This window comes from Pseudomonas putida, from assembly GCF_028682455.1.
GTDB lineage: Bacteria > Pseudomonadota > Gammaproteobacteria > Pseudomonadales > Pseudomonadaceae > Aquipseudomonas > Aquipseudomonas putida_AA.
Map to the genome: position 1 here is coordinate 38,289 of NZ_JANHLD010000003.1, position 25,329 is coordinate 63,617.

Here is a 25,329-nt window from a genome sequence, read left to right on the forward strand (position 1 = left end):
GTTATGTCCGGAAAAGCGCAACAGCAGTCTCGCATCAAAGAGTTGATCACCCGCGGTCGTGAGCAGGGTTACCTGACTTACGCGGAGGTCAACGACCACCTGCCAGAGGATATTTCAGATCCGGAGCAGGTGGAAGACATCATCCGCATGATCAACGACATGGGGATCAACGTATTCGAGAGTGCTCCGGATGCGGATGCCCTTTTGTTGGCCGAAGCCGACACCGACGAAGCCGCAGCTGAAGAAGCCGCTGCTGCGTTGGCGGCTGTGGAAACCGATATCGGTCGCACGACAGACCCGGTGCGCATGTACATGCGTGAAATGGGTACCGTCGAGCTGTTGACCCGCGAAGGCGAAATCGAAATCGCCAAGCGTATCGAAGAAGGTATCCGTGAAGTCATGGGCGCTATCGCTCATTTCCCCGGTACCGTCGAACACATTCTCTCCGAGTACGATCGCGTCACCACCGAAGGTGGCCGCCTGTCCGACGTCCTGAGCGGTTATATCGACCCGGACGATGGCATTGCGCCACCAGCCGAAGTGCCACCGCCGATCGATCCGAAAGCCCCGGCCAAGGCCGATGCCGACGACGATGAAGACGAAGAGAAAGAAGGCGCCGAAGAAGAGGAAGAGGCCGAGAGCGGTCCCGATCCTGAAGTCGCTCGCCAGCGTTTCGGTGCTGTTCAGGAACAACTGAACGCCACCCTCAAGGTCTTGAAGAAGAATGGCCGCAGCCACAAGGACAGCATCAAGGCGATGCTCGAACTGGCTGAGCTGTTCATGCCGATCAAGCTGGTGCCCAAGCAGTTCGAAGGCCTGGTCGAGCGCGTGCGTAGTGCCCTTGATCGCCTGCGTCAGCAAGAGCGCGCAATCATGCAGTTGTGCGTACGTGATGCACGTATGCCACGCGCCGACTTCCTGCGCCTGTTCCCAAGCAACGAAACCGACCAGACCTGGAGCGGTGACCTTGCCAAGCGCAGCACCAAGTGGGCTGCCGCCCTGGGCGAGAAAGACGCCGCAATCGTCGCTTGCCAGCAGAAGCTGATCGACCTTGAGAACGAGACTGGCCTGACCATCGCCGAGATCAAGGACATCAACCGTCGCATGTCGATCGGTGAAGCCAAGGCTCGTCGCGCCAAGAAAGAGATGGTCGAGGCCAACCTGCGTCTGGTTATCTCGATCGCCAAGAAGTACACCAACCGCGGCCTGCAGTTCCTCGACCTGATCCAGGAAGGCAACATCGGCCTGATGAAGGCGGTGGACAAGTTCGAATACCGTCGCGGCTACAAGTTCTCGACCTATGCCACCTGGTGGATTCGCCAGGCAATCACCCGTTCGATTGCCGACCAGGCCCGCACCATCCGTATTCCGGTGCACATGATCGAGACGATCAACAAACTCAACCGTATTTCCCGGCAGATGCTGCAGGAAATGGGTCGCGAACCGACCCCGGAAGAGCTGGGCGAACGCATGGAAATGCCTGAGGACAAGATCCGCAAGGTACTGAAGATCGCCAAAGAGCCGATCTCCATGGAAACCCCGATCGGCGACGACGAAGATTCGCACCTGGGTGACTTCATCGAAGACTCGACCATGCAGTCGCCAATCGATGTCGCCACGGTCGAAAGCCTCAAGGAAGCGACCCGTGATGTGCTCTCCGGTCTGACCGCACGCGAAGCCAAGGTGCTGCGCATGCGATTCGGTATCGACATGAACACCGATCACACCCTCGAAGAGGTCGGCAAGCAGTTTGACGTGACCCGTGAACGGATCCGCCAGATTGAAGCCAAGGCGCTGCGCAAGCTGCGCCACCCGACGCGAAGCGAGCATCTGCGCTCCTTCCTCGACGAGTGATGACGAACCCCGGCCCAGGCCGGGGTTTTTCTTTTTGTGCCATAGAAAACTTTAAGACTTTCGCCACTACCCCGCTGGCGAAATGCCCGTCTACACTCGAAAACAACCTACCTGTGTGACGAGGCCGCTATGCCCAGAATGCCGGCCCTTCTGTTGTTGCTCTCATTACTCTGGAGCGCAGCGGCCGGCGCCTTGACCCTGACAGACGAAGAACAAGCCTGGCTCAGCGCCCACCCGCAGCTGCGCGTGGGTGTCGACGCATCCTGGCCACCCTTCGAGTACCGTGACCAGGAAGGCCGCTACCAGGGATTGGCTGCCGATTACATTGCCCTGATGCAGGATCGACTGGGCGTCACGTTCAAACTGGTCGAACCAACCAGTTGGACCGCCGTCCTGGAACAGGCACGCCAGAACAAACTGGACGTGCTCCCCGGGATCATGTCGACACCCGAGCGCCAGGGCTTTCTCGCCTTCACCCGCCCCTACCTGGACTTTCCGATCGTCATCCTCGCCCACAAGGGCGGTGCGCAGCCACGCAACATCAAGGACCTCTACGGATTGAAGATTGCCGTGGTGGAAAACTACGCGCCCCATGAACTACTGCGCACCCACCACCCCGACCTGAACCTGGTCGCCATGCGCAATGTCAGCTCAACCTTGCAGGCATTGGCCACCGACGAAGTCGATGCCGTGGTCGGCGATCTCGCCTCGAGCATCTGGAGTCTGCGCCAGCTCAAGCTTGAAGGCATGTATGTCAGCGGTGAAACCCCCTATCGTTATCAACTGGCCATGGCGGTGCCCCAAGACCAGAAAATCCTGGTCGGTATCCTCGACAAGGTCATGGCCGACATGAGCGCCTCCGAAATCAGCGATATTCAGGAGCGCTGGATCGGCAAGGTATTGGACCATCGCACGGTCTGGTTCGACCTTCTCCTCTATGGGCTGCCCGCCGTACTGCTGCTGGTTGCGATACTGGCGGCAGTGATGCGGGTCAATCGACGCCTGAGTTCGGAAATTTCCCGACGCGTGGCCCTGGAACAAGAGCTGCGCAGCAGTGAATACCACTACCGCGGCCTGGTCGAGAGCCTCTCGGCGATTGCCTGGGAAGCCGACGCCAACGACTTCACCTACAACTATGTCTCGCCCCATGCAGAAGACCTGCTCGGCTATCCCTTGAGCCACTGGCTGCGCCCGGGCTTCTGGCGCAGCATCATCCACCCCGACGACGCCCTCTGGGCCCAGGCCTACTGCGACAGCGAGACCGCCGCCGGGCGCGACCACAGCCTGGATTACCGCGTCATCTGCGCCAATGGGCACACCCTCTGGGTTCGTGACATCGTCAGCCTGATCGAACATGGGCACAAGCCCGTGATGCGCGGGCTGATGATCGACATCAGCGAAACCAAGAATGCCGAAGAGGCCCTGCGCCTGTCGGAGCAGAAGTTTGCCTCGGTGTTCCAGCAATGCCCGGACATCCTGCTGATCGCCCGCCTCAGCGACGGCTGCTTGCTGGAAGTCAACGAGGCATTCGAAGAGCAGATCGGCCTGGACGCCGACAGGGTCGTTGGCCGTACCGCCACCGAGCTGAACATCTGGGACATCGACGCGATCGGCCCAAAACTGCTTGAGCGCCTGCAGTCCGGCAGCATCCGCAATCTGGAGACATTGTTCCGGCGCAGCAACGGCCACCTGTTCACCGGCCTCCTCTCGGCCGAAACCATTGAACTCGACAGCACCCCGGCGCTGGTGGTGGCAGTGCGCGACATCAGCCAACTCAAGGAAACCCAGGAGCAGTTGCGCACCTCGGAAGAGAAATTTGCCAAGGCCTTCCATGCCTCCCCGGATGGCTTGCTGCTTTCCCGGCAAAGCGATGGCCTGCTGATCGAAGTCAACGAGGGTTTCTGCCGCCTGACCGGGTTCGACAGCCACGCATCGCTGGACCAGACCTCGCTGGACCTGGGCATGTGGGTTGATCTCAACGAGCGGCGACGCCTGCTGCAAATGCTCCAAAAAGACGGCTTCGTGCGGGACTTCAGTTGCCATATCCGCCGCAGTGACGGGCAGATCCGCTTGTGTGAACTGTCGGCCCGCCCCCTGCCGATCGCCGGTGTCGACTGCATGCTGACCATTGCCCGCGACATCACCGAGCGCCACCTGATGCAGGAAAAACTGCAACTGGCCGCGACGGTGTTCGAAAATACCGCCGAAGGCGTACTGATTACCGATACCGACCAACGCATCAGCGCAGTCAACCGCGCTTTCAGCGAAATCACCGGCTACAACGAATTCGAAGCCCTGGGCCAGACACCGCGCCTGCTTGCCTCCGGACAGCACGACAGCGCGTTCTACGCGGCCATGTGGCACCAGTTGACCGCAGAAGGCCACTGGCAGGGCGAAATCTACAATCGGCGCAAAAGCGGCGAGCTCTATCCCAGCTGGTTGACCATCAGTGCCGTGCGCAACAGCGAGCGGATCATCACCCACTTCGTCGCCGTCTTCGCCGACATTTCCAGCCTCAAGCACGCCCAGGCCAAGCTGGACTACCAGGCCCACCACGACCCCCTCACCGGCCTGCCCAACCGCACCCTGTTCGAGAATCGCCTGCAGGCGGCGCTCACCTGCGCGCAAGCCTCCCAGCGCCAAGGCGCGGTGCTGTTCCTGGACCTGGACCGCTTCAAACATATCAACGACAGCCTGGGTCATCCGGTGGGCGACCTGCTGCTCAAGGGCATCGCCCAGCGCCTCAAGGAACAAGTGCGCGACATTGACACCGTGGCGCGCCTGGGCGGCGACGAATTCATCATTCTGCTACCCGGCCTGCACCAGCCCGGGGATGCCAGCCTCATCGCCAACAAGCTGCTGGCCTGCTTCAGCGCCCCGTTCCAGGCCGGTGAACACGAATTCTTCACCAGTGCCAGTATCGGCACCAGCCTGTACCCACAGGACGGCACCGACGTCGCCTCGCTGATCCGTAATGCCGATGCCGCCATGTACCGCTCCAAGGCCAAGGGCCGCAACCGGGTCGAGTCCTATACCCGCGACCTGACCGCCCAGGCCAGCGAACGCATTGCCCTGGAACACGAGCTGCGACGCGCCATAGAGCGTAATGAACTGAGCCTGAGCTACCAACCCAAGTTCAGCCTGAAAACCCAGAGCCTGGTAGGCGCCGAAGCCCTGATCCGCTGGACGCATCCGCTGCTCGGTGAAGTGCCGCCAGAACACTTCATAGGCCTCGCCGAAGAAAACGGCATGATCCTGCAACTGGGCGACTGGGTACTGGAACAGGCCTGCCGCCAAATGCAAACCTGGAAGCAGCACTACCTGGCCTTCGGCCCCCTCTCCGTCAACCTGGCCGGCGCCCAACTGCGCCAACCGAGCCTGGTCAAACGCATCGAGCAACTGCTCAAGACCCATCATCTGAAGGCCGGCGACCTGCAACTGGAAATCACCGAGAACTTCATCATGAGCCAGGCCGAAGAGGCCCTGGCCATCCTTCACCAGCTCAAGCAACTCGGCGTACAGCTGGCGATTGATGACTTTGGCACCGGCTATTCGTCGTTGAGCTACCTCAAGCGGCTGCCCCTGGACATCCTCAAGATCGACCAGTCTTTCATCCGCGGCCTGCCTGATGACCCCCATGATGTCGCCATTGCCCGGGCGATCATTGCCCTGGGGCGCAGCATGCAACTGACCATCATTGCCGAAGGTGTCGAGACCCAGGCCCAGCAACGCTTCCTGGCGGCCGAGGGGTGCGAACAGATCCAGGGCTACATCGTCAGCTTGCCATTGTCGGCCGATGAGTTCGCCGCAACATTTCTTCGCATAGCACTTTCGGATCTTTCGGATGGCACAGCCTGGAAACCCTCGTTATAATCCGCGACCACTGGGGCCTATAGCTCAGTTGGTTAGAGCAGAGGACTCATAATCCTTTGGTCCACGGTTCTTATGTGGTACGAATGCCAGTGTGGTATTTGGAGCCAATTTTTGTTAGTTTGTAGTTACTCAATGCCACTGTAGCTCAATCGGTTAGAGCGTCCGACTCATAATCGGCAGGTCGAGGGTTCGATTCCCTCCAGTGGCCCCATACCCCCCTAAAATCAAGCACCTACCCAACTCCGCAGAAGGTCGATGACCACGCTGACGGAGCTTTCTTCGTTCCAAGAATCCGGCGATTTTCGATTTTTCCTTGACACTGCAAGGGCAACACCCAAAGCTAATAGGGTGTGGTATTTGGAATCGAGAGCTCATGAAAAACTTTATCTTGGTCGAAGCGCCTGTTACGAGCGAGGCTAACTACATCCTGCTTCATCTCGACCCTGACATGCCCGACGAGGCACGCGAGTTCAAACCGTTCACCGACTACACGACTTGGCTGGCACGTAAGGGCTATGCAGCAAACACCGATAAGCTCTACTCGGAGCACGTGGGCCGCTTCATCGACTACGTGTATGAGGCGACGAAGACCCAATTTCCTGCAGATGTCGAGGTCACTATCGAGACCGTCATCTACAGCTACCAGGTTTATCTCCTCTTCGGTACGGACGCCACGAACCCGATAGCGAAGACGCTGGCCCATAGCCTGGGGAAGACACGGCTGACCGGTCAAAACTCAATCGCAGAATCCATAGAGTCGTCTATTCGATGGTTTCTTGACGTAGCCGAGTCAAAAAACATGACAGCACCTGACCATCTGTTCAGTCGGTTCTACTTGAGCAAGGCCGAATATCGAAGTCAATGTGAGGTTTCGGCCCAAAAAGCCAATTCTTGGATGGCAGCAGTCATTCGTGGCTCGCTGAACTCAGTTCTGCCAAAACGTAAGAAAGATAAGCTGTTTCCTAAAGCAGGGCGTAGGAGCGGGAAAAACGAGAAGCAGCCGTTCAAGATTCTCCCATTCCCTATAGAACGATCCGTCGAATTTCTCAGACAGGCCAAGCCTGCAAAGTCCACGACATTTTACAGGGACATGACGCTATATGCCCTACTCGCCGCGACAGGTTCGCGTACAAGCGAGGCGCTACAAGTTCGAATGCCTGACATCGATGATGACGATTTTGCAGTGTTCCTACGCGACCCCTTTGCAAGGAAAACGCCTGGCATTACTGAAGAAGAGCATAAGCTTCTCTCCTGGAAAGGTCGGGAGACCGAGGTGACCTTCATGATTGAGCCATTCGCTAAAATATTCTGGGAGAACCTTGAGAAGTACCTGACCCTAGAATACAACTCTAGCGTTGGACATGATTTCTTATTTCAAAACTCTGACGGTAGGCCCTTCTTCGCAAGCGACAGGAGTAGCCGTGACAAAACCCTCAAGAAATACGCCTTGAAGGCAGGCTTGCCGGACGTCACAGGCATCAGCACTCATTCGCTTAGGCATATGTACGGAACTTACACGCTTAATTACATGCCAGTTCCTGGACAGCCCCTTCCTGGCCTGCCCATTACATACGTGAAGATCCTGATGGGCCATGCCAGCGTCACATCCACGATGAAGTACGCAAAGCACGATACCGACATCATCGAAGCATATATCCAGCATGCTAACCAATACGTCATGCAGAGAGGCGATGCCTCCTTTAGCACTATTCGTGAGGAATTTTATCTACGCCAGCTCGAAGTATTGAAGGAAGAGGCGAATCGCATTCAAGGGACGCAACATGATTAACCTGACCAAAGATATTCAGATTATCAAGACCGGAACATCCTTGGAGAGCTCAATCAAAGAGGCGATCACCAAAGCAAAGGCTTGCGTCTGCAAAGAGTTGTTTGGCACGAACTATATCTCTCCAAGCAAGGTTACAAGCAGCGCTCGTAACGAATATTACAACGCGTCCATCGTGCGCCTGTTTGATGACCACCTGAATGTGGCGAATGCACCTATTTACGATGAAGTGTGGGTGCGAAATGCTTTAGCTTGCACGAAAAAGACTGCGCCGATAGAAATTGCGAAGCAGGTCGTTCCGAAGTCCTCTATTGACTGGCTCAACAAGTCTTCCTTGGAGAGGCTGAGTAGGGACTGCGTCTTAATTCTCCACTTTCTCTGGCAGACGCGAGCTGTTCTGCTCCCAGCTGACCTAAGGAAGCCCACGGTTCACAATCAGGAAGCAGGAACCAATTTCTATGAGTTTGCTGCAGCATCCTACACCGAGGTGCTAGCATTTGTGAGCAAACCATTTGTCTCGCATGTTCCCTACGAAGACATTCCGGATATCACCTCCGTAATGAAACCTAGTGCAGTCAGAAACTTTGGATGGTGCGCATGGCGCATGATTCGTTGCACAGACTGGCATAGAATCGAAGACATCAACCCAAAAGACATCGCTGACCTCGCCGACCACTTAGTCTTAGCGCGAAGAAATGACGTTGACTGGTTCCAGTACCCCATCGCCCCAGCCGCGTTTTGGAACTATGTTCAGAGGCTGTATTTTGACAGATGTAGCCAGGCAGTCGTCCGCCCTAAAAATTACTTGCAAGCCAGCAGAAAAGCCTTGGCGTCTGGAGAATATGACTATCCTGATGAGCATAAGGAAAGTGTCGAATTATGGTTGAAATATCAAGACAAATACATCACCCTACAAAAGTCTCGGGGAATTAAATCTTTCGATGCTTACACCAAAAGCTTTTCAGTCCTGAATACTTGGTTATTTGGCGAATACCCTACTGCCACAGGATTGCTTCCTCCTCAACCGACTGAGCTTAATCGGACGCACATGGAAGGTGATGGATACATAGGCTTCCTCACTTTCCTGCACAGAGGCTGGTCAAACTCAACGATCCAACAGATCATGTACCACATCACAAGCTTTTTTAACTACTTGGCGGCTCGCTCAAACACCGACGAGAAGCTTTGTGGTTTTGTTTGCCCCATACTTGAGCTCGACTTCCCCATCGTCCGAAGAAGTAATAGCTCTAACAAACCTGCGTTTCATTCCGAGCATTTCCCATACCTTATCCAATACTGTTACGCGATAGAATCTTTCACAACACACCTGGCTGAAAGGGTATATCACGAACAAATAAATCTGTTCGACAAAATATACAGGGCCGATATTGACACAAAGGACTGGAATAAAACCCAAAAAGTCGTCCAAACTGAAAAACTTGGGTACGTTCCAATTGTGTTCTACAAGAACCCATCATTTGACGCTTCGCAGCCCAAATCCGAAAACAATCGTCCGATGAAATACGAGGCACTGAAACTTCTCCCAAGGTTCGTCGTGCCAATTATTGATCACTCGGTGGAGCGAGAGGGGAAATGGGTATTCTATCCACAGCTCAATTACATCAGACATAATATCATCGCGCTGGAGACAGGTGTCCGTAGCATTCACATACGTTGGCTGGAGAAGCGAACCTATGACATGCTAATTGATAGATCAAGACCCCTACCTCCGCTCTGCAAGTTACGTATCAACACTGATAAAGTAAACGGCGCATGGGACGCCACAGTTTCGAAGTCAGTAATTGAACTACTGGATCGTCAAAAAGCCATGATCCCTTGGTTTAACGACCCAGCAATGGATATCGAGACTTGGTATGACTACCATGAGGAAAATGAGCACGGAAAAATCATCACGCTATTTCCAAAGGGAAATACTCCTGGCGTGCTGAATCCAGAGGCGTACGCAAAATATTTTAAAAGACTCATTTACTCTTTCGACCTCTTCTGCAGGTTTCAGCTGGGCATTCAGACGACGAACGCAATGCCAGAGGCTGTGGGAGAGCTGGAATCTATTGATGACCCTCACGACTACCTCACTGCGATCAAACTTGAACGGCAGGCCTGCAAACTAATTGAACATACTCCGCATTCCTGCCGAGTATCAGTTGTGTCTGAATACATCCCAATTTTGCCGCCCCACATCATCGGTGCATTCATTACCGGCCAGGCCAGTGATGAACATGTAATGTATTACGCAAAAGTTGACCCTGTGTACCTCAAATCTGTCGCCCAGTATCAAAAAATGAGTATTGAACATGGCTGGTTAGCCGACCGCCCATCAATGTCCAACATTAAAGCCGAGGACGTTGCATCGAAGCTTCAGCAAGCGTTCCGGCGAGACAAAGAGAAGTCTCTGATTGACTTCGGTGCAATCTCATTTGACCGTGAGACCAAGGATGATGTGGTTTCGGGCGTCAGGGAGACAAGGCAGCGTCCCATAGATTCGCTGGCCTTCATGCCCACTCATATCTGCCCATTTGGTAATCGCTGCCCAGCGGACGTCATTAAAGACCTGGGTGCCATTCCTGGGGTTAGCATGCCGTGCGGAGGCTGCTATTACTCGGTCAAAACCGTCGACCATCTCCCGAGGATTTATGGTCACATCCGTGTGCTGACTGATGAGTGTAGCGAGCTGGAGGCATACATTGCCGAGGCTAAAAGAAATGGGGCATCGCCTGAAAGCCTTGTACCGAAAGCCAATCGTCGCAAATTTCTCGCCGCAGAGATCATTTCATGGAGCGTTACTGCTCACTGCCTTGAGCAAATGCATAACGAAATCAAAACGCGCGAGAGCTTTCTGGTAGAGAAACCTGAAATCGTTTCGGAGCACCTAGAGCGCTTAGAGCTTAAAAAAGACTCCCTTTCCAACCTGATTGCTCGCACTGCAGAAGCCAAGTCGCATGCGGAGTATTTCACTCCACAGTTAGACAAGCAGGTTAAAGTGGCAAGAAACAAGCTCCTTGCATTCACTGGGGACTTTAACCGCATGCTGCAAGAAGCTCCTACAGGATTCACGTTGATCGATGAATTTAGGGGCCTGATTCGGTCTACGTGTGAAGTTCTGGGTCTTTCACTGCATGATTTGAATGATGCAATGAGTAAGCCCATGGCCTTGGAACGACCTACTGCAATCCTGAAGCTAATTTCGAGCCCAGGAGGTGTTCCTGCATGAGCAAAGGTGCGAAAAAGGGCCAAAACCGCTTTGCAGGCTCTCAAAAGCTGAACCGCGACTATAGAATTTCCCGAATTAAAGACGAAGTAATACCTAAGCTGAAGTCTTTCGTAGGAAAAGCATCATTCGATGGGGTTACGCCTTACTCAAGATTCTGCGCCGAACTTTACAACGATGGGCTTCCTGTAAACGAAAAGAAGATTGGCTACAGAACCTTGGTACAGAGCACTGACTATTGGACTCTGCTCGGGCCAATATTCTTCAAGCACTGGGATGCTGCTGAAAACATGGAGTCCAAGAAGGACAAGCTTGTCGGAAAGCTGGCCGTTCAGCGAGCAGACCAACTTCAAGCTGAGACAGAGAAACTGAGGAAGGAGGTCGAAGCTCTGCGCTCAGCCCTCCGTAGCCATGGTGCTCAGCCAGTAACCCTGCCGGACACAACGCATGTGGATCAAGGATTCATGGCGAAGTTTGACAAAACCTGCCGGGCCCTCAAGTTGGTGCTCGATGCAAGTGATGGGATGTTTACGGTTGACATGCAGGCTAAAAAGATTTGCTGCAGTTTTGACGACCTTGAACCTAGGGAGGGACTCGTGCCAACAGAGGTAGTTGAGCCGTTCATACTGTGGTTGAAAGCGAAAGAGAAAAGCCATGGACACAAGTGATCAGAAGCGCTCTCCGTACGACCGCTACAGGGACTACGTGCTGCAGCTTGAACAGGCCGGAAAAAAATTCCCTGTGAATCAGTTTGGCGCCGTCAACTTCAGCAAAATCGCTGATGAATGTGGTAATCGTAGGCAGTGGTTTTCTGAAAGCGCAAAGAAGGTCTTTTGCTCCCAGGGCCAGACCCTGGAACAGGTCATCGCGAAGGACATTCACCGCATAGGCAGTGAGTTTTTTGCGGCCAAAGACCCTGAGTCTCTGGCGGTTGATATGGCGGATTCGAAAAGTCGCGAAGCGAACCGGTTGCGAGTAATGCTTGAGCAAAAGTCGAAGGAAAACGAACTGCTTCGCGAGCAAGTTGAGCGACTCTCTGCCGAGCTGCGGTTGCTTCGGACATCTGCACAAGAAATCAGTAGCCAGCAGGACTTGATGATCGACTCCGGGCGGTCATTCATCCTATGAGCAATCTGTCGAGCATAATCCAGGTGAGCTCGGTGAAGCCAGGCAGTTTTGGCGGGGCAGTCTTCTCCGGACGCATCATTGGCCAAAACAAAATTTACACATGCAGAGCCAGCTATAAAATCATCACCCGCATACCTCAACCCGGTGAATGCTGGCAGTTCAAAGGCTCGATCACAGGGCATGATCAGTACAGGGATTTCGTTCTGATCGAAAGCTGCCACATCGTAAACCTGCCCATAGCGGCATATGTGGAACGATTGCTGGTAAAGCATCCTGCATTTCGTGGGCTGTCATTCGGCAAAACGAAAGTCTCGAAACTTGTCAGGGCATTTGGCGCAGAAAACCTTGCTCAGGCATTGACTGCAGGCAGAGTCAGCCAACTGGCGGAATTGATTAATCCTGATCTCGCCCAAAAGGTCGTGGATGCCTGGAGGACACTGCAGGATGAGATTTCAACGATTGAGTTTCTCATGGAGCACGACTTCGATCCTGGGCTCGCCAAAAGCATTCTCAAGGTTTGCCAGACGGATACGGTAGAGCGCCTGAAGCTTAATCCGTACAGCCTCGTTGCGTTTCAAGGCATCCACCCGAACATGTGGAAAATCGTAGACGCCGCAGCAGCCAAGCTAGGCATACCTCGTGATGACCCACGCAGGCTGGCCGGCCTTGTGGAGAACTTGCTCTATGTGCGCTTGGATCAGGGTCATACCGCATACGAAATCGAAGAGCTAAAAGCTGCCCTTATGCAGAAGCTTCCATCCGCCAGACTGGTAGACCAAGCTATCGACTGCGCCCTACAAAGGCGTGCTGTATGCGTTAAGAAGCATCAAGGGACGACGCTTATCCAGCCACTGGGAGCGGCCCTTGTCGAAAGTAAACTTGAGCAGCGAGTCGCGATTCTACTGTCCGCTCAGGCCTCATTGCTCCACGGTTCTCCGCAGGAACTGAAGGAAGCGATTGAAGATTACTGCGCACACAGTGAGAGCGAGCTTGGACACTCACTCACCCGAGACCAGAAAAATGCAGTGCTGATGGCGCTTACTAATCGCATCAGCACGCTGACTGGATTTGGCGGTACGGGCAAGACAACCGTGCTGAAAGCCATCGTTGATATAGCCTCTCAGCACCGTCCTGTGCATGTCTTAGCACTGAGTGGAAAAGCCAAGGAGCGCGCAAAGGAGTCTGTAGGCCGAGACACCTACACGATCCACAGCTTCTTGATCAAAATCAGCACCGCAAGCTCAGGGATCAGCACTGTAGGCGACCCTCTGGTAATCATTGATGAATCCAGCATGGTAGACATCGCCTTGATGCTGAAACTGCTGAATGCCTTCGCGAAGAAAGAACTGTCTCTCTTGCTCGTAGGCGATACTGGTCAGTTATCACCGGTAGGTTATGGAATCTTCTTCCATGCACTGGCCAAATCGAAGGCGATACCGTCGACCCACCTGAGCAAGGTTCACAGGTCTATCGGCAACAGTCACCTTCAGAATATCGCCATGAAGATTAGATCTGGTCACCTGGATACCTTGCCATTCTGGAATGGCGAGCGCGATGGGGTTTATCTGATCCCCTGTACAAACACACAGGACATGCTGACACACCTCGCGAAGATCAAGCAGATCATCCCTGACGCTCAGATCCTGACGCCCCACATGTCTGATCGCATGCCGGATTCCGGGCACAAGATAAACAACCATCTGCAAAGCGTGCTTCAGCACACAGACGAGACCCTGGGCATTTGGATGGGCAAATACTGGCTGCGAGTTAATGACCCCGTCATCGTCACCCAGAATAGCTACGAGCATAATTTGTTCAATGGCAACACCGGGATCATGTCCAACGTTACGTCAATCGATGGCCAGATTTATGGTGTATTTCTCTTCAATGGGATCGAAGTGACCCTATCCAGGATGGACTTGTTCGTGCTCGGGATGAAGCTCGCCTACGCCATATCAATCCACAAGGCGCAAGGCAGCGAGTACGAGACGTCCATCATTTGCTCTCTGAGTCAAAGCGATTTTGTGGAACGGAGCATGCTCTACACCGGCGTCTCGCGATCAAAGCGGCTGGCCTTGATCCTAGGCACTCAGGACATCGTGCAACAGGGGGTAGCTCGCCCAAATCGAAGCGACACGCTCTGTGTTGGCTTCTCGGTTTGAATTCCAAATCGGTAGTTAGCAACAACGTTTTGGACAGGGCTACCTCTTTAGGCGCCTTGCCTTCCTAGTATGATCGCAGGATCCGCGCCCAATACCTGAGGTAGGAGTATGTCATTGAAGCTGCTTACAAGCCTTTGGAACGTCATTAGTCCCGACCGCCGCCCCGAGCGGGAGAAGGCGCGTGAACGCGAGTTCATCCTGGCGGCGAACTCTTTGAAGACCCTCTCGGTGACTGACCGGGGTGGCATGTCTATCGACCCCGAAGAGTTCCGCGAACACATCATCGCCTCACGTGAGCAGCTCAAGCATCTCGTCCACAAACCTAGTGCGCCTGGCAGGTCATTCAAAGCAGCGGTACACGTCCAGGTGGAACAGGATGAGAGTCCCGCCGTAGAGGCTCCAGTGCGCGCCTTGGACTGTATGGAGGTGGTGACTTGGCGGCGGCTCTCTAGTGGCGCTGCTGTGCGCTACGTGTGCCTCCAGTGCACGAGTACGGGCCGATTCGCTATCGCTACAGCCAGTCTGTTCACAGAAGCCATAGAGAGTCTCCCGACTTGGATCGACGGCAATACGATCAGGCAAGTTGCAAATGCCTTACAAGGTGGTGGGCTTCAGTGGTACGCGACTGTGAGTGAGGCCATGGATGCATGGGATGCAGAGCTCTGATGGTAGTCAGGGTGTTACTGGCACCACGGCCCCCAGGAGGGCGGGTTCTCGATGATATTGATTGAGGTGCTGAGTTCGTCTTGCATGTGCTCGAAGACTTTATCGAGACGAGGATGTGCTTTCGATTCTCGCAACGCAATTACCAACTCCAGCAATTCTCTCCCTTGATCCACCGGCATCTGAATGTCGCAATACACAGTGTCATCGTCGTCTTCTGCCATGCCTGCAGCCCCCTCAACCTGTTCTAGGTTTGCGTCTCGCGGCTCTATGCTGCTCTAGGTGCCACATCTCTGCTTCCCACCTAGCCAGGAATTTTTCCCAGTCCGTTGCGTAAGGCCCTTCGACCACCCGTGTCGAACCGATGCTCGCCTGCTGGAAACGCTCCCTCCATGGCTGTGGAATGGTCATTTCCAAGACGATATCGATGCCGCAGTTGTGATGCTGCACCGGGACAGAGGCACGAACTTCATTGAGCTCGAGTGACTCACCCATTGAGGGCGTGCCGCCTCGCTCCTGGTCGTCGAGGTCATCAAGGATGGCTAAGGCGTCAGCTGCCTCGGGGTCACCTGGAAGGAATCTGGCAATCTCCCATAGCGCTCTCCGCCTAGTGCGCTCAAGCTTTCGGAGTTCATCGTGGGTCATTTCAGTCTCTTTCAGGTCGGTTGAAGCTGGGCGGTTGTTGTGGCGTACCGCCGTTGGCGGAGGGCTGTGAACCGAGCCGTAACAAGTCACGTCTCGGCCCTCGGGGCTTTCATCCTCACGCCTTCAGCCGTGCCGGCTTGCGCGCTCCGCTCGCACCCACTACTGGCGCTGCAGATGGGGTGGAGGGAAAACCAACGCGTCCTTGAAGCACATACAAGTGGCACCTATGCGCCACCTGCTGCGTTATTTATGGAGTTTGCTGAATCGCTCAATGACGACACTTGGCGCAGTAGCAGGCCAAGCCTCGAGATTCCCAGTTTTACGTATGAAATTCACGGCGCAAATCAAGAAGAACAGGACAGGAAGCATCGCAACGAGTAATGCCAAGTCGTGTATATGTCCGAATGCTTCGGGAATATTATCGGCTTTAGCGGCCATCGGCATGATGGCTACAGCCCAGGTGAGAATATAAGTCAGTGCATAAGCGAGGATTGCACCGAAGGCCATCATTCCCGGCACAGTGAAGCGGAGTTTTGTTACGGACTTGATGCTGCCGCCAGCTGGCTTAATCGCGTAAATTATCCCTTTGTTCTTCACTTTATCCTTTGATTTTTTGAAGATGCCATAAAACTCCCAGTGCCGTCCTTTCTCAATCTCCTCGAAAAGGGAAATAGGGACGATTATGTTAGGAATTACGACGCCGTCAATCTTCATAATAACTTCAATATCGTCACTGTTTTGCTTGAAGACACGAATATCTTCAAGGTTCCCAGACATTTTTAGACAATCTACAAACATATTTTCTAAATCTCCTATTAGAAAAATTACTCCGTGCATTACTGCAGGCAACATGAATGCGCAGGGCACTCAGAGTCGCCTAAATCACATCGGGCTTTTGCTGTCGGTGCTGAAACACTCAGGAAACACAACTCCGAGTCTTAGTTCATCCAACTCGCCTATCGCTTCCGCTCCTTAGTCTTCGATGTGAACAGAGGCGTCGTTCTGTCTCCGCGCCCACAAACACTAAAGCCCTCCTGTGCTCCACCCCCATCAGGCAAACCCGACCTAGCAGTGCCCGAGCAGAGACATGCAATTTGGCTGTGCGCCACGATAATATCAGTATGCTCTGTTTATCGGAATGCACATCGCATGGCTCTATCCTCGCTTTTGAGGATCCGACTCATGCATCTGAAAGAAGCGCTGGCAGGGGCATTGCGCGGAGCTCGAGCCCACCAGGGGCTGAACTACGACGAACTGGCAGGGGCAACCCATAGGACGTATGTCGGTATGCTAGAGCAGGCACGAGCGAATCCGACGCTGGAGAAGCTCGATGAAATCGCTGACCACCTCGGTCTCGATCTGCTGACCATGGTCACCCTAGCCATAGCGGCCCAAGGTGAGGAACTCCCTTCGGAGGTTTTGCAACGTACTGCCTTGCAAATCAGGGAATTCGAGATGTCCGGAGGGTGGCAGTTGGTAGAGGAGCAATTCAGTGATGGAAAGCTCATCAAGCGCTCCCAGGGAAAGCCTAAGCAGCCGCTTAATGCGGAATACATTCGAGCCTTGAAAGCGCAAGGTTTCGACAGGAAAACAATCGCTGAAAAGCTAGGCATTGCCAGAAGCACAGTCCAAAAATATTGGAATACATAAGTCTGCAGAACATCAGCAATCCTGCAATCTAAGCAAATCGCGGTTTATGGCGCGCCCTATCGGGTCGGCTGTCGTAAACCATGCCATGACTAACACCAAGTCATGGCCCTTTGGGCTTCCATCCTCGCGCCTCCGGCCTTTCTGGCCTGCGCGCTCCGCTTGCTCTGGTTATTTCCATCGACGAATGAAACTCGGTATAGGCCTGCGCGCCCCGGTCGCGGGTAATAATGTCTACTAAAGTTGAAGGCGCAATAGATCTCTTGAGAATTAACACCAATCTGAAGGCATCTTTTATTGGGTTATGGCACAACGAATCTTTCTGATTTCTTCAGCACAATCGTTAAATGTCTATGGTGCTGACAGCAGGCTAGGATTGAGACCCCGCCCATAATCCACCGCCTGACCATTACAAAAAAGATGGCTCTATGGCCATGCCTCTGAACTGTCAGACTTGCTCCGAAAAAACTCGCGCAGGTGCTCGATAAAGAACGACACTTTAGCAGATAGATTGAGCCGCTCCAGGTACACCGCATAGATATCCGCAGACGGAGTTTCGTAATCACTCAGCACCTCCACCAAACGCCCAGAGCGCAAGTGTCCCGCGAGGTTCCACTCAGCGCGCATCAGAATGCCATGACTGTCAAGAGCCCACTTGAGTGCCACCTCACCATCATTGGTGCTAAGGCTTCCCCCGACCTTGACTGTTTCGGTCAACTTGCCACGGTTGAACCGCCAACTACCAAACGCCGCGTCATTCTGGCGCAACACAATGCATGAGTGCTGCGCCAAGTCTTTAGGCTTTTCCGGATAACCAAACGCCTCCAAATAAGCCGGGGTAGCGCACAGTCGCCGCCGATTCGTTGCAATCTTGCGGGCAATCAATCGCGAGTCGGGAAGTTCACCAAAGCGAATGGCGACGTCAATAGCGTCATCCGGCAGGTTGATCGGGCGGTCGGTTAGGTGCAGCTGCACTTCGATATCGCGATAGCGCTTAGCGAATGACGAGATTGCAGGCCCAACATGGGTACGGCCAAAGCCCAAAGGCGCATTCACGCGCAGCAGGCCTTTCGGTTCGGCACGGCTGCTGGAAACCTGGCGTTCCATTTCGTTAATTTCGTCGAGGATCCGTTGAGCGCTCATCAAATAGAGTTCGCCCTCTGCTGTAAGGCTAATGCTACGAGTGGTGCGATTGAGCAATCGAACCCCGAGCCGGCTTTCCAGAAGGTTGAGCCGTTTGGAGACAGCTGGTGGTGTCAGGTTCATCTCGCGGGCAGCAGCTGCAAGGCTTCCGACCCTCATAAGCAGAGTGAAAAAAGCCAGCTCCGATATAGGACTCATAATTAACTCAAAGTAAACAATGTAGTTAATTCCAGTGTATTACACCTTTTTGAAAAAACCATTAATTTATAGGGGTGATTACCTATGACACACCTGCGCTCTCTACTGCCATATAGCCGTTCCTAGCTATGGATAGAGCCCGCAGATGCCAATAAAAAATCCGACTCACAAAAATAAAGCGGAGATAAATGGCTATGCGATACCTTGGGAAGCTCTACGTCCAGGTTTTGATCGGCGTTACCGTCGGCATCCTGCTCGGTGTTTTTTGGCCCCAGATCGGCATCGACCTCAAACCCTTGGGCGACGCCTTCATCAAACTCATCAAGATGGTGTTCGCACCGATCATTTTTGCCACGGTGGTGCTCGGCATCGCCAAAATGGAGAACATGAAAGAGCTCGGTAGAGTCGGGGTACGGGCCCTTATCTACTTTGAAATTCTGTCCACCTTCGCGCTGGTGCTGGGCCTAATTGTGGTGAATCTCGTGAAGCCTGGCGAGGGGATGAACGTCGATCCTTCCACACTCGACATTGCGAGCATTTCTACCTACACCTCCGCTGCAAGCAACTCTGGCGGATTCACCGACTTCCTGATGAGTGTGATCCCGGCCAGCATTACTGACGCCTTCGCGAAGAACCAGATTCTGCCGATCCTGCTTTTCTCAACCCTCTTCGGCATCGCGCTGTCCCACCTTGGCCCACGCGGTAAACCCGTAGTCGATGTGCTTGAAGCCTTTTCCCACGGCATGTTCCACATCGTCGGCATGATCATGCGAGTCGCTCCGTTGGCTGCATGTGGCGCGATGGCCTTCACTGTCGGCAAGTACGGTCTAGGCTCCATCGTTTCGCTCGGTAAACTGATGGCGACCATGTACATCACCTGCTTCCTGTTCGTGGTGATCATTCTCGGTTTCATCTCGCGCTTGTCGGGCTTTAGTCTTTGGAAGTTTCTCAAGTACATAAAGGAAGAACTGTTCACCGTACTGGGCACCAGTTCCTCGGAGTCGGTGGTACCGCAGTTGATGACCAAGCTTGAGAGAGTTGGTGTATCCAAGCCGGTAGTAGGCCTGGTTATCCCTTCCGGCTTGACCTTCAACCCTGATGGTCAGTGCATCTACTACACCATGGCGGCCATTTTCATTGCTCAGGCTACCAACACCCCATTGACTCTAATGGATCAGTTGATCGTTCTGGGCGTCCTGTTACTGACCTCCAAGGGCTCGGCGGGCGTGACAGGCTCGGGTTTCATCACGTTGGCTGCCACTCTGGCAACGATGGACAACATTCCGGTAGCCGGCATGGTGCTCCTGCTGGGCGTCGACCGCTTCATGTCCGAAGCACGGGCCATCACCAACACCATCGGTAACGCAGTCGGCACCATGGCAATCGCCAAGTGGGTTGGTGCTCTCGATAAGAAAAGAGTGGACTTCGTATTAGACGGCGGAATCGTGCCTGAGCAAAACCAGGTACAGGAAGCATCGCCGCTCAATATGTCGAGTCCGGTCAAATCAGCCTTGTGATGCAGTTAGGAGAGTAATCGTGGATAAAGAAGCAGCTGTTGAATCACTAACCGACGTGATGGCGAAGTTCACCGCGTACATCGGCAAGCGCTTGCCAAAGGACGTGAAAGAGAAGACTGCGAAGTTGCGGGCAGCGGAAACTAATCCGTTGGCCATTGCTGTCTACGACTCGATGGCTGACAACCAGGAGTACGCCGACAAGCTGAATCGTCCCAGCTGCCAGGACACTGGTGTGATTCAGTATTTCATCTCTGCTGGAGCCCAGTTCCCACTACTGAGTGACCTGGAGGGCATCCTGGAGAATGCGACAAAGGAGGCGACTATTAAGGGCCCACTGCGTCACAACGCCGTGGAGACCTTTATCGAGAAAAACACCGGTACCAATACTGGTTCGAAGATTCCATGGCTGGACTGGCAAATCATTCCTGACGCCGACCACGCGATCATTGATGTGTACATGGCTGGCGGCGGTTGCACTCTGCCAGGCTCGGCCAAGGTTCTGATGCCCGGCCAAGGCTATGAAGGCGTGACCGAGTTCGTCTTCGATGTGATCACCTCGCGGGGTATCAATGCTTGCCCACCACTGTTGGTCGGCGTGGGCGTGTCCACCTCGGTGGAAACCGCCGCGCGTCTATCTAAGCTGGCGATCCTGCGTCCAGTGGACTCCAGCCATCCGAACGAAAGCGCTGCGATGATGGAAAAGCTGCTGGAGGATGGCCTCAATGAAATCGGTATTGGCCCGCAGGGTCTGACCGGCAACAGTAGCGTAATGGGAGTAAACATCGAGTCTTCGGCGCGCCACCCTTCGACCATCGGTGTGGCCGTATCCACTGGTTGCTGGGCCCACCGTCGCGGCAAGATCCGAATCAACGCCGACTTGTCCTACGACATCCTCTCCCATGAAGGAGTAGTTCTGTGAAGAAGATACTGAATACGCCAATCAAGGACGAGGATCTGGCTGACCTGAACGTTGGTGACGTGGTTTACCTGACCGGCCAGTTGGTGACCTGCCGTGACGTCGCGCACCGCCGCTTGATCGAGCTCAAGCGCGAGTTGCCGGTAGATCTGCGTGGTGGGGCGATCTTCCACGCGGGGCCAATTGTTCGCAAAAAAGACGATGGCAGTTTCGAGATGGTCTCCATCGGCCCGACCACCAGCATGCGGATGGAAAAGTTCGAGAAAGAGTTTATTGAGCAAACCGGCGTAAAGTTGATCGTTGGTAAGGGCGGGATGGGGCCGGAAACGACCACAGGCTGCCTGGAGAACAAAGCGGTGCATGCTGTTTTCCCCGGCGGCTGCGCGGTACTGGCGGCGACTCAAGTCGAGGAAATTGTTCGAGCGGAATGGCAAGACCTTGGTATGCCGGAGACTCTATGGGTGAACCGAGTACGCGAATTCGGCCCGCTGATCATCTCCATCGATACCAAGGGCAACAATTTGTTCGAGCAAAACAAACTGCGCTTCAACGAACGTAAAGGCGCGGTGATCGAGAAGATCAACAGTCAGGTGCGCTTCATTAAGTGAACCAGTTGCCCGGCCATAGCGATCACGCTTTGGCCTGGCACTCGCCCGACAGTTTGCACCGCCGTCGCAACGACGAGCGCATTGCCCTCCAGGTAGTTGCACGGCGTACCTCAATGTAAACTACAGAGATTGCCATGCATAAAACCAGTCCTCACGAACTGCGCAAAATTTTCCGAGCCCTCCTTGCCGGCCAGAAGTCACTCACAACCGCCTCCGTCTTCGATCCTCTGTCAGCCCGTATAGCTGCCGATCTCGGCTTTGAGGTCGGTATCCTTGGCGGTTCGGTTGCCTCGCTGCATGTGCTCGGTGCCCCCGATATCGCGCTGATCACGTTGAGCGAATTTGTTGAGCAGGCAAGGCGTATCGGTCGGGTCGCCCAGCTGCCAGTGATTGCCGATGCCGATCACGGGTACGGCAACGCCCTTAACGTCATGCGTACCGTAACGGAGCTGGAGCGCGTCGGCATTGCTGCATTGACCTTGGAAGATACTCTCCTGCCAGCTCCGTTTGGAGGCCCAGCCTTTTCTCTTATTAGCATCGAGGAAGGCATCGGCAAACTGCGAGCCGCTCAGCGAGCTCGTCAAGATGCTGAATTGGCCCTGATCGCTCGTACCCACGCCAGCGCGCAACCGCTCACCGAAGTCATCAAGCGTATTGGGGCCTATCAAGATGCGGGGGCTGATGGAATTTGTTTGGTTGGCGTGCGGGACTTCGAGCATCTCGAAGCGATTGCCGAGGGTCTGCGGATACCGCTGATGCTGGTTACCTACGGCAATGCCGCATTGCGCGACCAGCAACGCCTCAGCCAACTTGGCGTGCGCATTGTGGTGAACGGGCATGCTGCTTGTTTTGCTGCGATCAAAGCAACCTACGATAGCTTACGGGCACAGCGTGAGATTGCCGACAAGGACAATCTGACTCCCTCGGAGTTGTCCCACCGATACACCTCTCCGAATGAATACATCACTTGGGCAGAAGAATTCATGAGCGTGACGGGATAACCATTCATTCCGTTTGCGTGAGGCTCTTTACGATTGGGAAGTGGGAGGAATGCCTAGTCTGTCGTGTTCAATTCTACTTCCTCTCTACTACAGCAAGCCTGCGATACCCTGTACTGATGCTCATAGAATGGATCACCCGGCCCTAAATGAAGGGCAGTCGTGCTTGCTCGTAACTACTCAGCACTGATGCAAACGAATCTTTGGGATTACGGGTTTCCAGTAGCTGTGCCAATATTGACGCGTCTTCCATTCCAGTCAAAAGACCTCGACCTGTCATAGGCCAGATAACATGGGCAGCGTCACCGAGAATCGCCAGGTTGCCTCGGACAAGTAGCTCTGGTTTGTACTCGGCGATGGGTGCACCACTTAATGTCTCGGGTGAGCTGATACCCATTGGCGGGATGGCTGGGTGCCAACATCAGCCTCACCGCGTCGTTTGTTGGACTCGCTGTCGTGGCCGGTAGCGCACTGCTGGTCAGCATTGTGATCTGGCGTCCGGCTCATGACCAAGAGTCGATCAAACACGCCCATGAGAACCTGCAGGACGATCACACTCACCTCGACGGCCAAAATGGCGTCGATCACGAACACCCACACGTGATCGATGATCAGCATCGCCGATGGCCCAACGGGTGATCGTAAATTCCTAAGATTTGCTAAGGCTGGTTGGCGGATATTCAGACCAGGAACCGTAGGACTTGCAGAGCGGCAAGGTGGCCGGGATAAAACCAGTAGCCCCATTGCCGCACCGGCCAGACCTTGAAGGTGAAGGCCTGACGCAGAAGCCAGAGTCCGATCAGGGGAGCAGCGAACGCAGTGCTCAAAGCCAGCAATGAATAGGTCTCAAAATCCATCGCCCTGGCCAATATGCTGCTGCGGGTGTTGATCAACAGGCATAGAGTCGCTGGCAGCAACCAAAGAATGCCGGGCCTCTTGATCGCCAACAAGACAGTCGCAGGAACGAGTGCACCGTAGAAGCCATACATCAGTGGATCATCCAGCCCATAGGCAACTATGGCGGCAATCAACGCCATAACGCCGCTCAACAAGGTACGATGCTGCCAACCCCAGGCAATCACCAGCCCTAACACCAGCGTAACCAATACGTTGAACGATCCCGAGGTGCTGATGTAGCGATAAGGCACTTCTGAAATGGCGGCGAACAACAGCATCAACGCGAGGTATCGACCGTTCGCGACAGTCATTAATTCACCTGGCTTAGAGCGCACCAAATTGGCAGCAATGGCGACGCAGAACAGCGGAAAAGAGAGCCGCCCCGGAATGAACAGAGTGGTCAGCATCGCCACCCACTTGATCAGACCCAGGCTGCTGCTTCGGCTCCTGAGCAAGGCATGCTGGGTCGTATGAGCCGTTGTCATGCCCGCCCCAGTGTGACGGCGGCCAGCACGAGATAACGCACGCCCTTGGCCAGGGTGACAATCAGCACGAAGCTCCAGAGTGGCTCGCGCATGACTCCGGCGACGATTGTCAGCGGATCGCCAATGATCGGCACCCAGCTCAGCAGCAACGACCAGCGCCCGTAGCGCAGGTAGGAATTCCGGGCCTTTTCAAGCTTGCTCTCGCTCACCGGGAACCAGCGCTTGTGGCGCAATCGCTCAACGGAGCGACCGAGAATCCAGTTCAATGCAGAGCCAAGAACGTTGCCAAGGGTGGCGACCGCCAAGAGCGTTGAAGCGACGTACTGATCGGAACATTCCAGCCAGTACCGCTTCAGACTGCATCGGCAGCAGCGTGGCGGCACCGAATGCCGCCAGAAACAGACCAAGGTAGCTGGTGAGTTCAAACACTCATCTTCACCTTATGCGTTCAAACCAACCCAGCCGTGGATGCCCACGTAGAGGCCGACTCCAATAATCAGCACGCTGGACAGGTAAGGTGCGCGGCGAGCAACAGTGCCCAACCATGGCCAGCGGTTGGACGCCTGTCTAGCACCAATGGCCGCAGCAGCACCCACCGTCACCAAAGTGATCGCCAAGCCGATGCTGAAGCACACAACGAGCATGCCACCTAGCGCCACTTCTTTGACCTGAAGACACAACAACAGAACGGTGATGGCAGCAGGACAAGGAATCAAACCGCCCGTCAAACCGAACACGACGATCTGGCCCGTGGTGACCTCACGATTGGTGAAGCGCTTACGGATATCGTTGGCATGTGCGCGCTCGTGCGCATCCTGGTAGCCATCAATCGACAACTCCAGACCTTCCAGTTCGGAATGCGCATGCTCGTGATCATGCTCCTGGTAGTCCAGATCATAATCATGGGAGTGGCCCGCATGCCCAAGGCTCAAGCGAGCACTGAACTCATGAGGTTCCGGAATATCGACTGCCGATTCCAGGAAGCCTTCGCGCTCGACGAAAGAGAACGACTGGGTGCTGCCGTCTGGACGGGTAGTCATCAGGCGAACATCTGAGGCAGCCCAGGCATGTCCGGTCAATGTCTTCAGGCGCCAATGCGGTGGCATACCCACTTCAAAAATCGACAGTTCGATGCGCCCGTGGCCGGTATCGATTCGATGAGTTTCATCATGATGATCGTGGTCATGCGAACCGTGGTGGTCATCAGCTTGCTCGAACTTGAACATCTGCTCGCCGCGCCAAGTGCGCCAGAGCATCCATAGCGCAATCACGATAATCAGTGCAGAAGAGGCAAGTTGGAAGTACGGCTCAGTGGTTTGCGCATCCAGGCCTTTGCCCAGGTACATGCCGCCGATGGCGACCAACCACACCACTGCGGTATGCGACAACGTCGCGGCCAAACCTAACAAAACAGCCTGTTTGACCGAGCCACGGATGGCTACGATGAAGGCAGCCATCATGGTTTTGGAATGTCCCGGCTCCAGGCCATGCAAGGCGCCGAGCAGGATCGCGCTCGGAAAATACAGCCAGGCGTGAGCCCCGCCTTGTTGCAGCAGTTCAGCGAAATTGGGCATGTCAGA

The 25,329-nt window shown here is 54.5% G+C and carries 20 protein-coding genes, 2 tRNA genes and 2 pseudogenes; 16 read left to right on the plus strand and 8 right to left on the minus strand.

What is annotated here, in order from left to right:
- Positions 1-3 precede the first annotated feature (3 nt).
- The 10 genes from rpoD to NPS58_RS17325 all read left to right on the plus strand — a co-directional run bounded on the left by rpoD (position 4) and on the right by NPS58_RS17325 (position 14,698).
- A complete protein-coding gene (gene rpoD, locus NPS58_RS17280) occupies positions 4-1,854 on the plus strand; it encodes an RNA polymerase sigma factor RpoD (protein ID WP_274116585.1) in 1,851 nt (616 codons plus the stop codon).
- Between the two features lie 129 nt (positions 1,855-1,983).
- Positions 1,984-5,727, plus strand: coding sequence for an EAL domain-containing protein (locus tag NPS58_RS17285; protein WP_274116586.1), 3,744 nt, complete (start codon positions 1,984-1,986; stop codon positions 5,725-5,727).
- A 14-nt stretch (positions 5,728-5,741) separates the two neighbouring features.
- Positions 5,742-5,834 (plus strand) — tRNA-Ile (locus tag NPS58_RS17290).
- Between the two features lie 27 nt (positions 5,835-5,861).
- Positions 5,862-5,938, plus strand: a tRNA-Ile gene (locus NPS58_RS17295).
- Between the two features lie 162 nt (positions 5,939-6,100).
- Entirely contained in the window at positions 6,101-7,516 is a 1,416-nt protein-coding gene (locus NPS58_RS17300) for a tyrosine-type recombinase/integrase (RefSeq protein WP_274116587.1), read from the plus strand.
- Positions 7,509-10,745, plus strand: coding sequence for a hypothetical protein (locus NPS58_RS17305; protein WP_274116588.1), 3,237 nt, complete (start codon positions 7,509-7,511; stop codon positions 10,743-10,745). The genes NPS58_RS17300 and NPS58_RS17305 overlap by 8 nt, the downstream gene beginning before the upstream one ends.
- Positions 10,742-11,410, plus strand: coding sequence for a hypothetical protein (locus NPS58_RS17310; RefSeq protein ID WP_274116589.1), 669 nt, complete (start codon positions 10,742-10,744; stop codon positions 11,408-11,410). Before NPS58_RS17305 ends, NPS58_RS17310 begins: the two co-directional genes overlap by 4 nt.
- Positions 11,397-11,870 carry a hypothetical protein gene (locus NPS58_RS17315; RefSeq protein ID WP_265536847.1) on the plus strand — a complete coding sequence of 158 codons (474 nt, stop codon included), beginning with the start codon at positions 11,397-11,399 and terminating at the stop codon, positions 11,868-11,870. Before NPS58_RS17310 ends, NPS58_RS17315 begins: the two co-directional genes overlap by 14 nt.
- A complete protein-coding gene (locus NPS58_RS17320) occupies positions 11,867-14,032 on the plus strand; it encodes an AAA family ATPase (protein ID WP_274116590.1) in 2,166 nt (721 codons plus the stop codon). Before NPS58_RS17315 ends, NPS58_RS17320 begins: the two co-directional genes overlap by 4 nt.
- Positions 14,033-14,140: 108 nt before the next feature.
- Positions 14,141-14,698, plus strand: coding sequence for a hypothetical protein (locus tag NPS58_RS17325; protein ID WP_274116591.1), 558 nt, complete (start codon positions 14,141-14,143; stop codon positions 14,696-14,698).
- Positions 14,699-14,712: 14 nt separating this feature from the next.
- Here NPS58_RS17325 and NPS58_RS17330 read toward each other — a convergent pair whose 3' ends face one another.
- From NPS58_RS17330 to NPS58_RS17340, 3 genes are all read right to left on the minus strand, one after another.
- Positions 14,713-14,919, minus strand: coding sequence for a hypothetical protein (locus NPS58_RS17330; protein WP_274116592.1), 207 nt, complete (start codon positions 14,917-14,919; stop codon positions 14,713-14,715).
- Positions 14,920-14,932: 13 nt separating this feature from the next.
- Positions 14,933-15,340: a hypothetical protein gene (locus NPS58_RS17335; protein ID WP_274116593.1), complete on the minus strand. Its 408-nt coding sequence runs from the start codon at positions 15,338-15,340 to the stop codon at positions 14,933-14,935.
- 243 nt (positions 15,341-15,583) lie between these two features.
- Entirely contained in the window at positions 15,584-16,192 is a 609-nt protein-coding gene (locus tag NPS58_RS17340; protein WP_274116594.1) for a hypothetical protein, read from the minus strand.
- A 330-nt stretch (positions 16,193-16,522) separates the two neighbouring features.
- On the opposite strand from NPS58_RS17340, the gene NPS58_RS17345 reads away from it, so the two are divergent.
- Positions 16,523-16,990 carry a helix-turn-helix domain-containing protein gene (locus NPS58_RS17345; RefSeq protein ID WP_046815808.1) on the plus strand — a complete coding sequence of 156 codons (468 nt, stop codon included), beginning with the start codon at positions 16,523-16,525 and terminating at the stop codon, positions 16,988-16,990.
- A 423-nt stretch (positions 16,991-17,413) separates the two neighbouring features.
- Here NPS58_RS17345 and NPS58_RS17350 read toward each other — a convergent pair whose 3' ends face one another.
- Entirely contained in the window at positions 17,414-18,328 is a 915-nt protein-coding gene (locus NPS58_RS17350) for a LysR family transcriptional regulator (protein WP_046815807.1), read from the minus strand.
- Between the two features lie 188 nt (positions 18,329-18,516).
- Between NPS58_RS17350 and NPS58_RS17355 the strand changes: the two genes are divergently transcribed.
- The 4 genes from NPS58_RS17355 (at position 18,517) to NPS58_RS17370 (ending at position 22,370) form a co-directional block, all read left to right on the plus strand.
- Positions 18,517-19,845, plus strand: coding sequence for a dicarboxylate/amino acid:cation symporter (locus tag NPS58_RS17355; protein ID WP_046815806.1), 1,329 nt, complete (start codon positions 18,517-18,519; stop codon positions 19,843-19,845).
- 19 nt (positions 19,846-19,864) lie between these two features.
- Entirely contained in the window at positions 19,865-20,764 is a 900-nt protein-coding gene (gene ttdA, locus NPS58_RS17360) for a L(+)-tartrate dehydratase subunit alpha (protein WP_080956980.1), read from the plus strand.
- On the plus strand, positions 20,761-21,369 hold the full coding sequence (gene ttdB, locus NPS58_RS17365) for a L(+)-tartrate dehydratase subunit beta (RefSeq protein ID WP_046815804.1): 609 nt from the start codon (positions 20,761-20,763) through the stop codon (positions 21,367-21,369). Before ttdA ends, ttdB begins: the two co-directional genes overlap by 4 nt.
- Positions 21,370-21,503: 134 nt before the next feature.
- Positions 21,504-22,370 carry an isocitrate lyase/PEP mutase family protein gene (locus tag NPS58_RS17370; protein ID WP_105753634.1) on the plus strand — a complete coding sequence of 289 codons (867 nt, stop codon included), beginning with the start codon at positions 21,504-21,506 and terminating at the stop codon, positions 22,368-22,370.
- A gap of 142 nt (positions 22,371-22,512) precedes the next feature.
- Here NPS58_RS17370 and NPS58_RS17375 read toward each other — a convergent pair whose 3' ends face one another.
- Positions 22,513-22,764: an FAD-dependent oxidoreductase gene (locus tag NPS58_RS17375; protein ID WP_425313082.1), complete on the minus strand. Its 252-nt coding sequence runs from the start codon at positions 22,762-22,764 to the stop codon at positions 22,513-22,515.
- Here NPS58_RS17375 and NPS58_RS29655 point away from each other — a divergent pair.
- Positions 22,758-23,006: pseudogene (locus NPS58_RS29655) on the plus strand (MFS transporter); the annotation flags it as partial. The gene NPS58_RS17375 and the pseudogene NPS58_RS29655 sit on opposite strands and share 7 nt — an antisense overlap.
- A 41-nt stretch (positions 23,007-23,047) precedes the next feature.
- Here the strand turns inward: NPS58_RS29655 and NPS58_RS17385 are convergent.
- The 3 genes and pseudogenes from NPS58_RS17385 to NPS58_RS17395 form a co-directional block, all read right to left on the minus strand.
- A complete protein-coding gene (locus NPS58_RS17385) occupies positions 23,048-23,749 on the minus strand; it encodes a TraX family protein (RefSeq protein ID WP_274116595.1) in 702 nt (233 codons plus the stop codon).
- A pseudogene (locus tag NPS58_RS17390) lies at positions 23,746-24,178 on the minus strand (YqaA family protein). The gene NPS58_RS17385 and the pseudogene NPS58_RS17390 overlap by 4 nt, the downstream one beginning before the upstream one ends.
- Before the next feature lie 11 nt (positions 24,179-24,189).
- The gene (locus NPS58_RS17395) at positions 24,190-25,323 is read right to left on the minus strand and encodes a nickel/cobalt efflux protein RcnA (protein ID WP_274116596.1); all 1,134 of its coding nucleotides are present in this window, start codon (positions 25,321-25,323) and stop codon (positions 24,190-24,192) included.
- Positions 25,324-25,329 lie beyond the last annotated feature (6 nt).

Excerpts from the sequence above, each read along its gene's own strand:
- rpoD (WP_274116585.1), top strand. The coding sequence starts at position 4 with ATGTCCGGAAAAGCGCAACAGCAGTCTCGCATCAAAGAGTTGATCACC.
- NPS58_RS17300 (WP_274116587.1), top strand. The coding sequence starts at position 6,101 with ATGAAAAACTTTATCTTGGTCGAAGCGCCTGTTACGAGCGAGGCTAAC.
- NPS58_RS17305 (WP_274116588.1), top strand. The coding sequence starts at position 7,509 with ATGATTAACCTGACCAAAGATATTCAGATTATCAAGACCGGAACATCC.
- NPS58_RS17285 (WP_274116586.1), top strand. The coding sequence starts at position 1,984 with ATGCCCAGAATGCCGGCCCTTCTGTTGTTGCTCTCATTACTCTGGAGC.
- NPS58_RS17375 (WP_425313082.1), bottom strand. The coding sequence starts at position 22,764 with ATGGGTATCAGCTCACCCGAGACATTAAGTGGTGCACCCATCGCCGAG.
- NPS58_RS17395 (WP_274116596.1), bottom strand. The coding sequence starts at position 25,323 with ATGCCCAATTTCGCTGAACTGCTGCAACAAGGCGGGGCTCACGCCTGG.
- NPS58_RS17350 (WP_046815807.1), bottom strand. The coding sequence starts at position 18,328 with ATGAGTCCTATATCGGAGCTGGCTTTTTTCACTCTGCTTATGAGGGTC.
- NPS58_RS17335 (WP_274116593.1), bottom strand. The coding sequence starts at position 15,340 with ATGACCCACGATGAACTCCGAAAGCTTGAGCGCACTAGGCGGAGAGCG.
- NPS58_RS17370 (WP_105753634.1), top strand. The coding sequence starts at position 21,504 with ATGCATAAAACCAGTCCTCACGAACTGCGCAAAATTTTCCGAGCCCTC.
- NPS58_RS17325 (WP_274116591.1), top strand. The coding sequence starts at position 14,141 with ATGTCATTGAAGCTGCTTACAAGCCTTTGGAACGTCATTAGTCCCGAC.
- NPS58_RS17385 (WP_274116595.1), bottom strand. The coding sequence starts at position 23,749 with ATGACAACGGCTCATACGACCCAGCATGCCTTGCTCAGGAGCCGAAGC.
- NPS58_RS17330 (WP_274116592.1), bottom strand. The coding sequence starts at position 14,919 with ATGGCAGAAGACGACGATGACACTGTGTATTGCGACATTCAGATGCCG.
- NPS58_RS17315 (WP_265536847.1), top strand. The coding sequence starts at position 11,397 with ATGGACACAAGTGATCAGAAGCGCTCTCCGTACGACCGCTACAGGGAC.
- NPS58_RS17320 (WP_274116590.1), top strand. The coding sequence starts at position 11,867 with ATGAGCAATCTGTCGAGCATAATCCAGGTGAGCTCGGTGAAGCCAGGC.
- NPS58_RS17345 (WP_046815808.1), top strand. The coding sequence starts at position 16,523 with ATGCATCTGAAAGAAGCGCTGGCAGGGGCATTGCGCGGAGCTCGAGCC.
- NPS58_RS17355 (WP_046815806.1), top strand. The coding sequence starts at position 18,517 with ATGGCTATGCGATACCTTGGGAAGCTCTACGTCCAGGTTTTGATCGGC.
- NPS58_RS17310 (WP_274116589.1), top strand. The coding sequence starts at position 10,742 with ATGAGCAAAGGTGCGAAAAAGGGCCAAAACCGCTTTGCAGGCTCTCAA.
- NPS58_RS17340 (WP_274116594.1), bottom strand. The coding sequence starts at position 16,192 with ATGTTGCCTGCAGTAATGCACGGAGTAATTTTTCTAATAGGAGATTTA.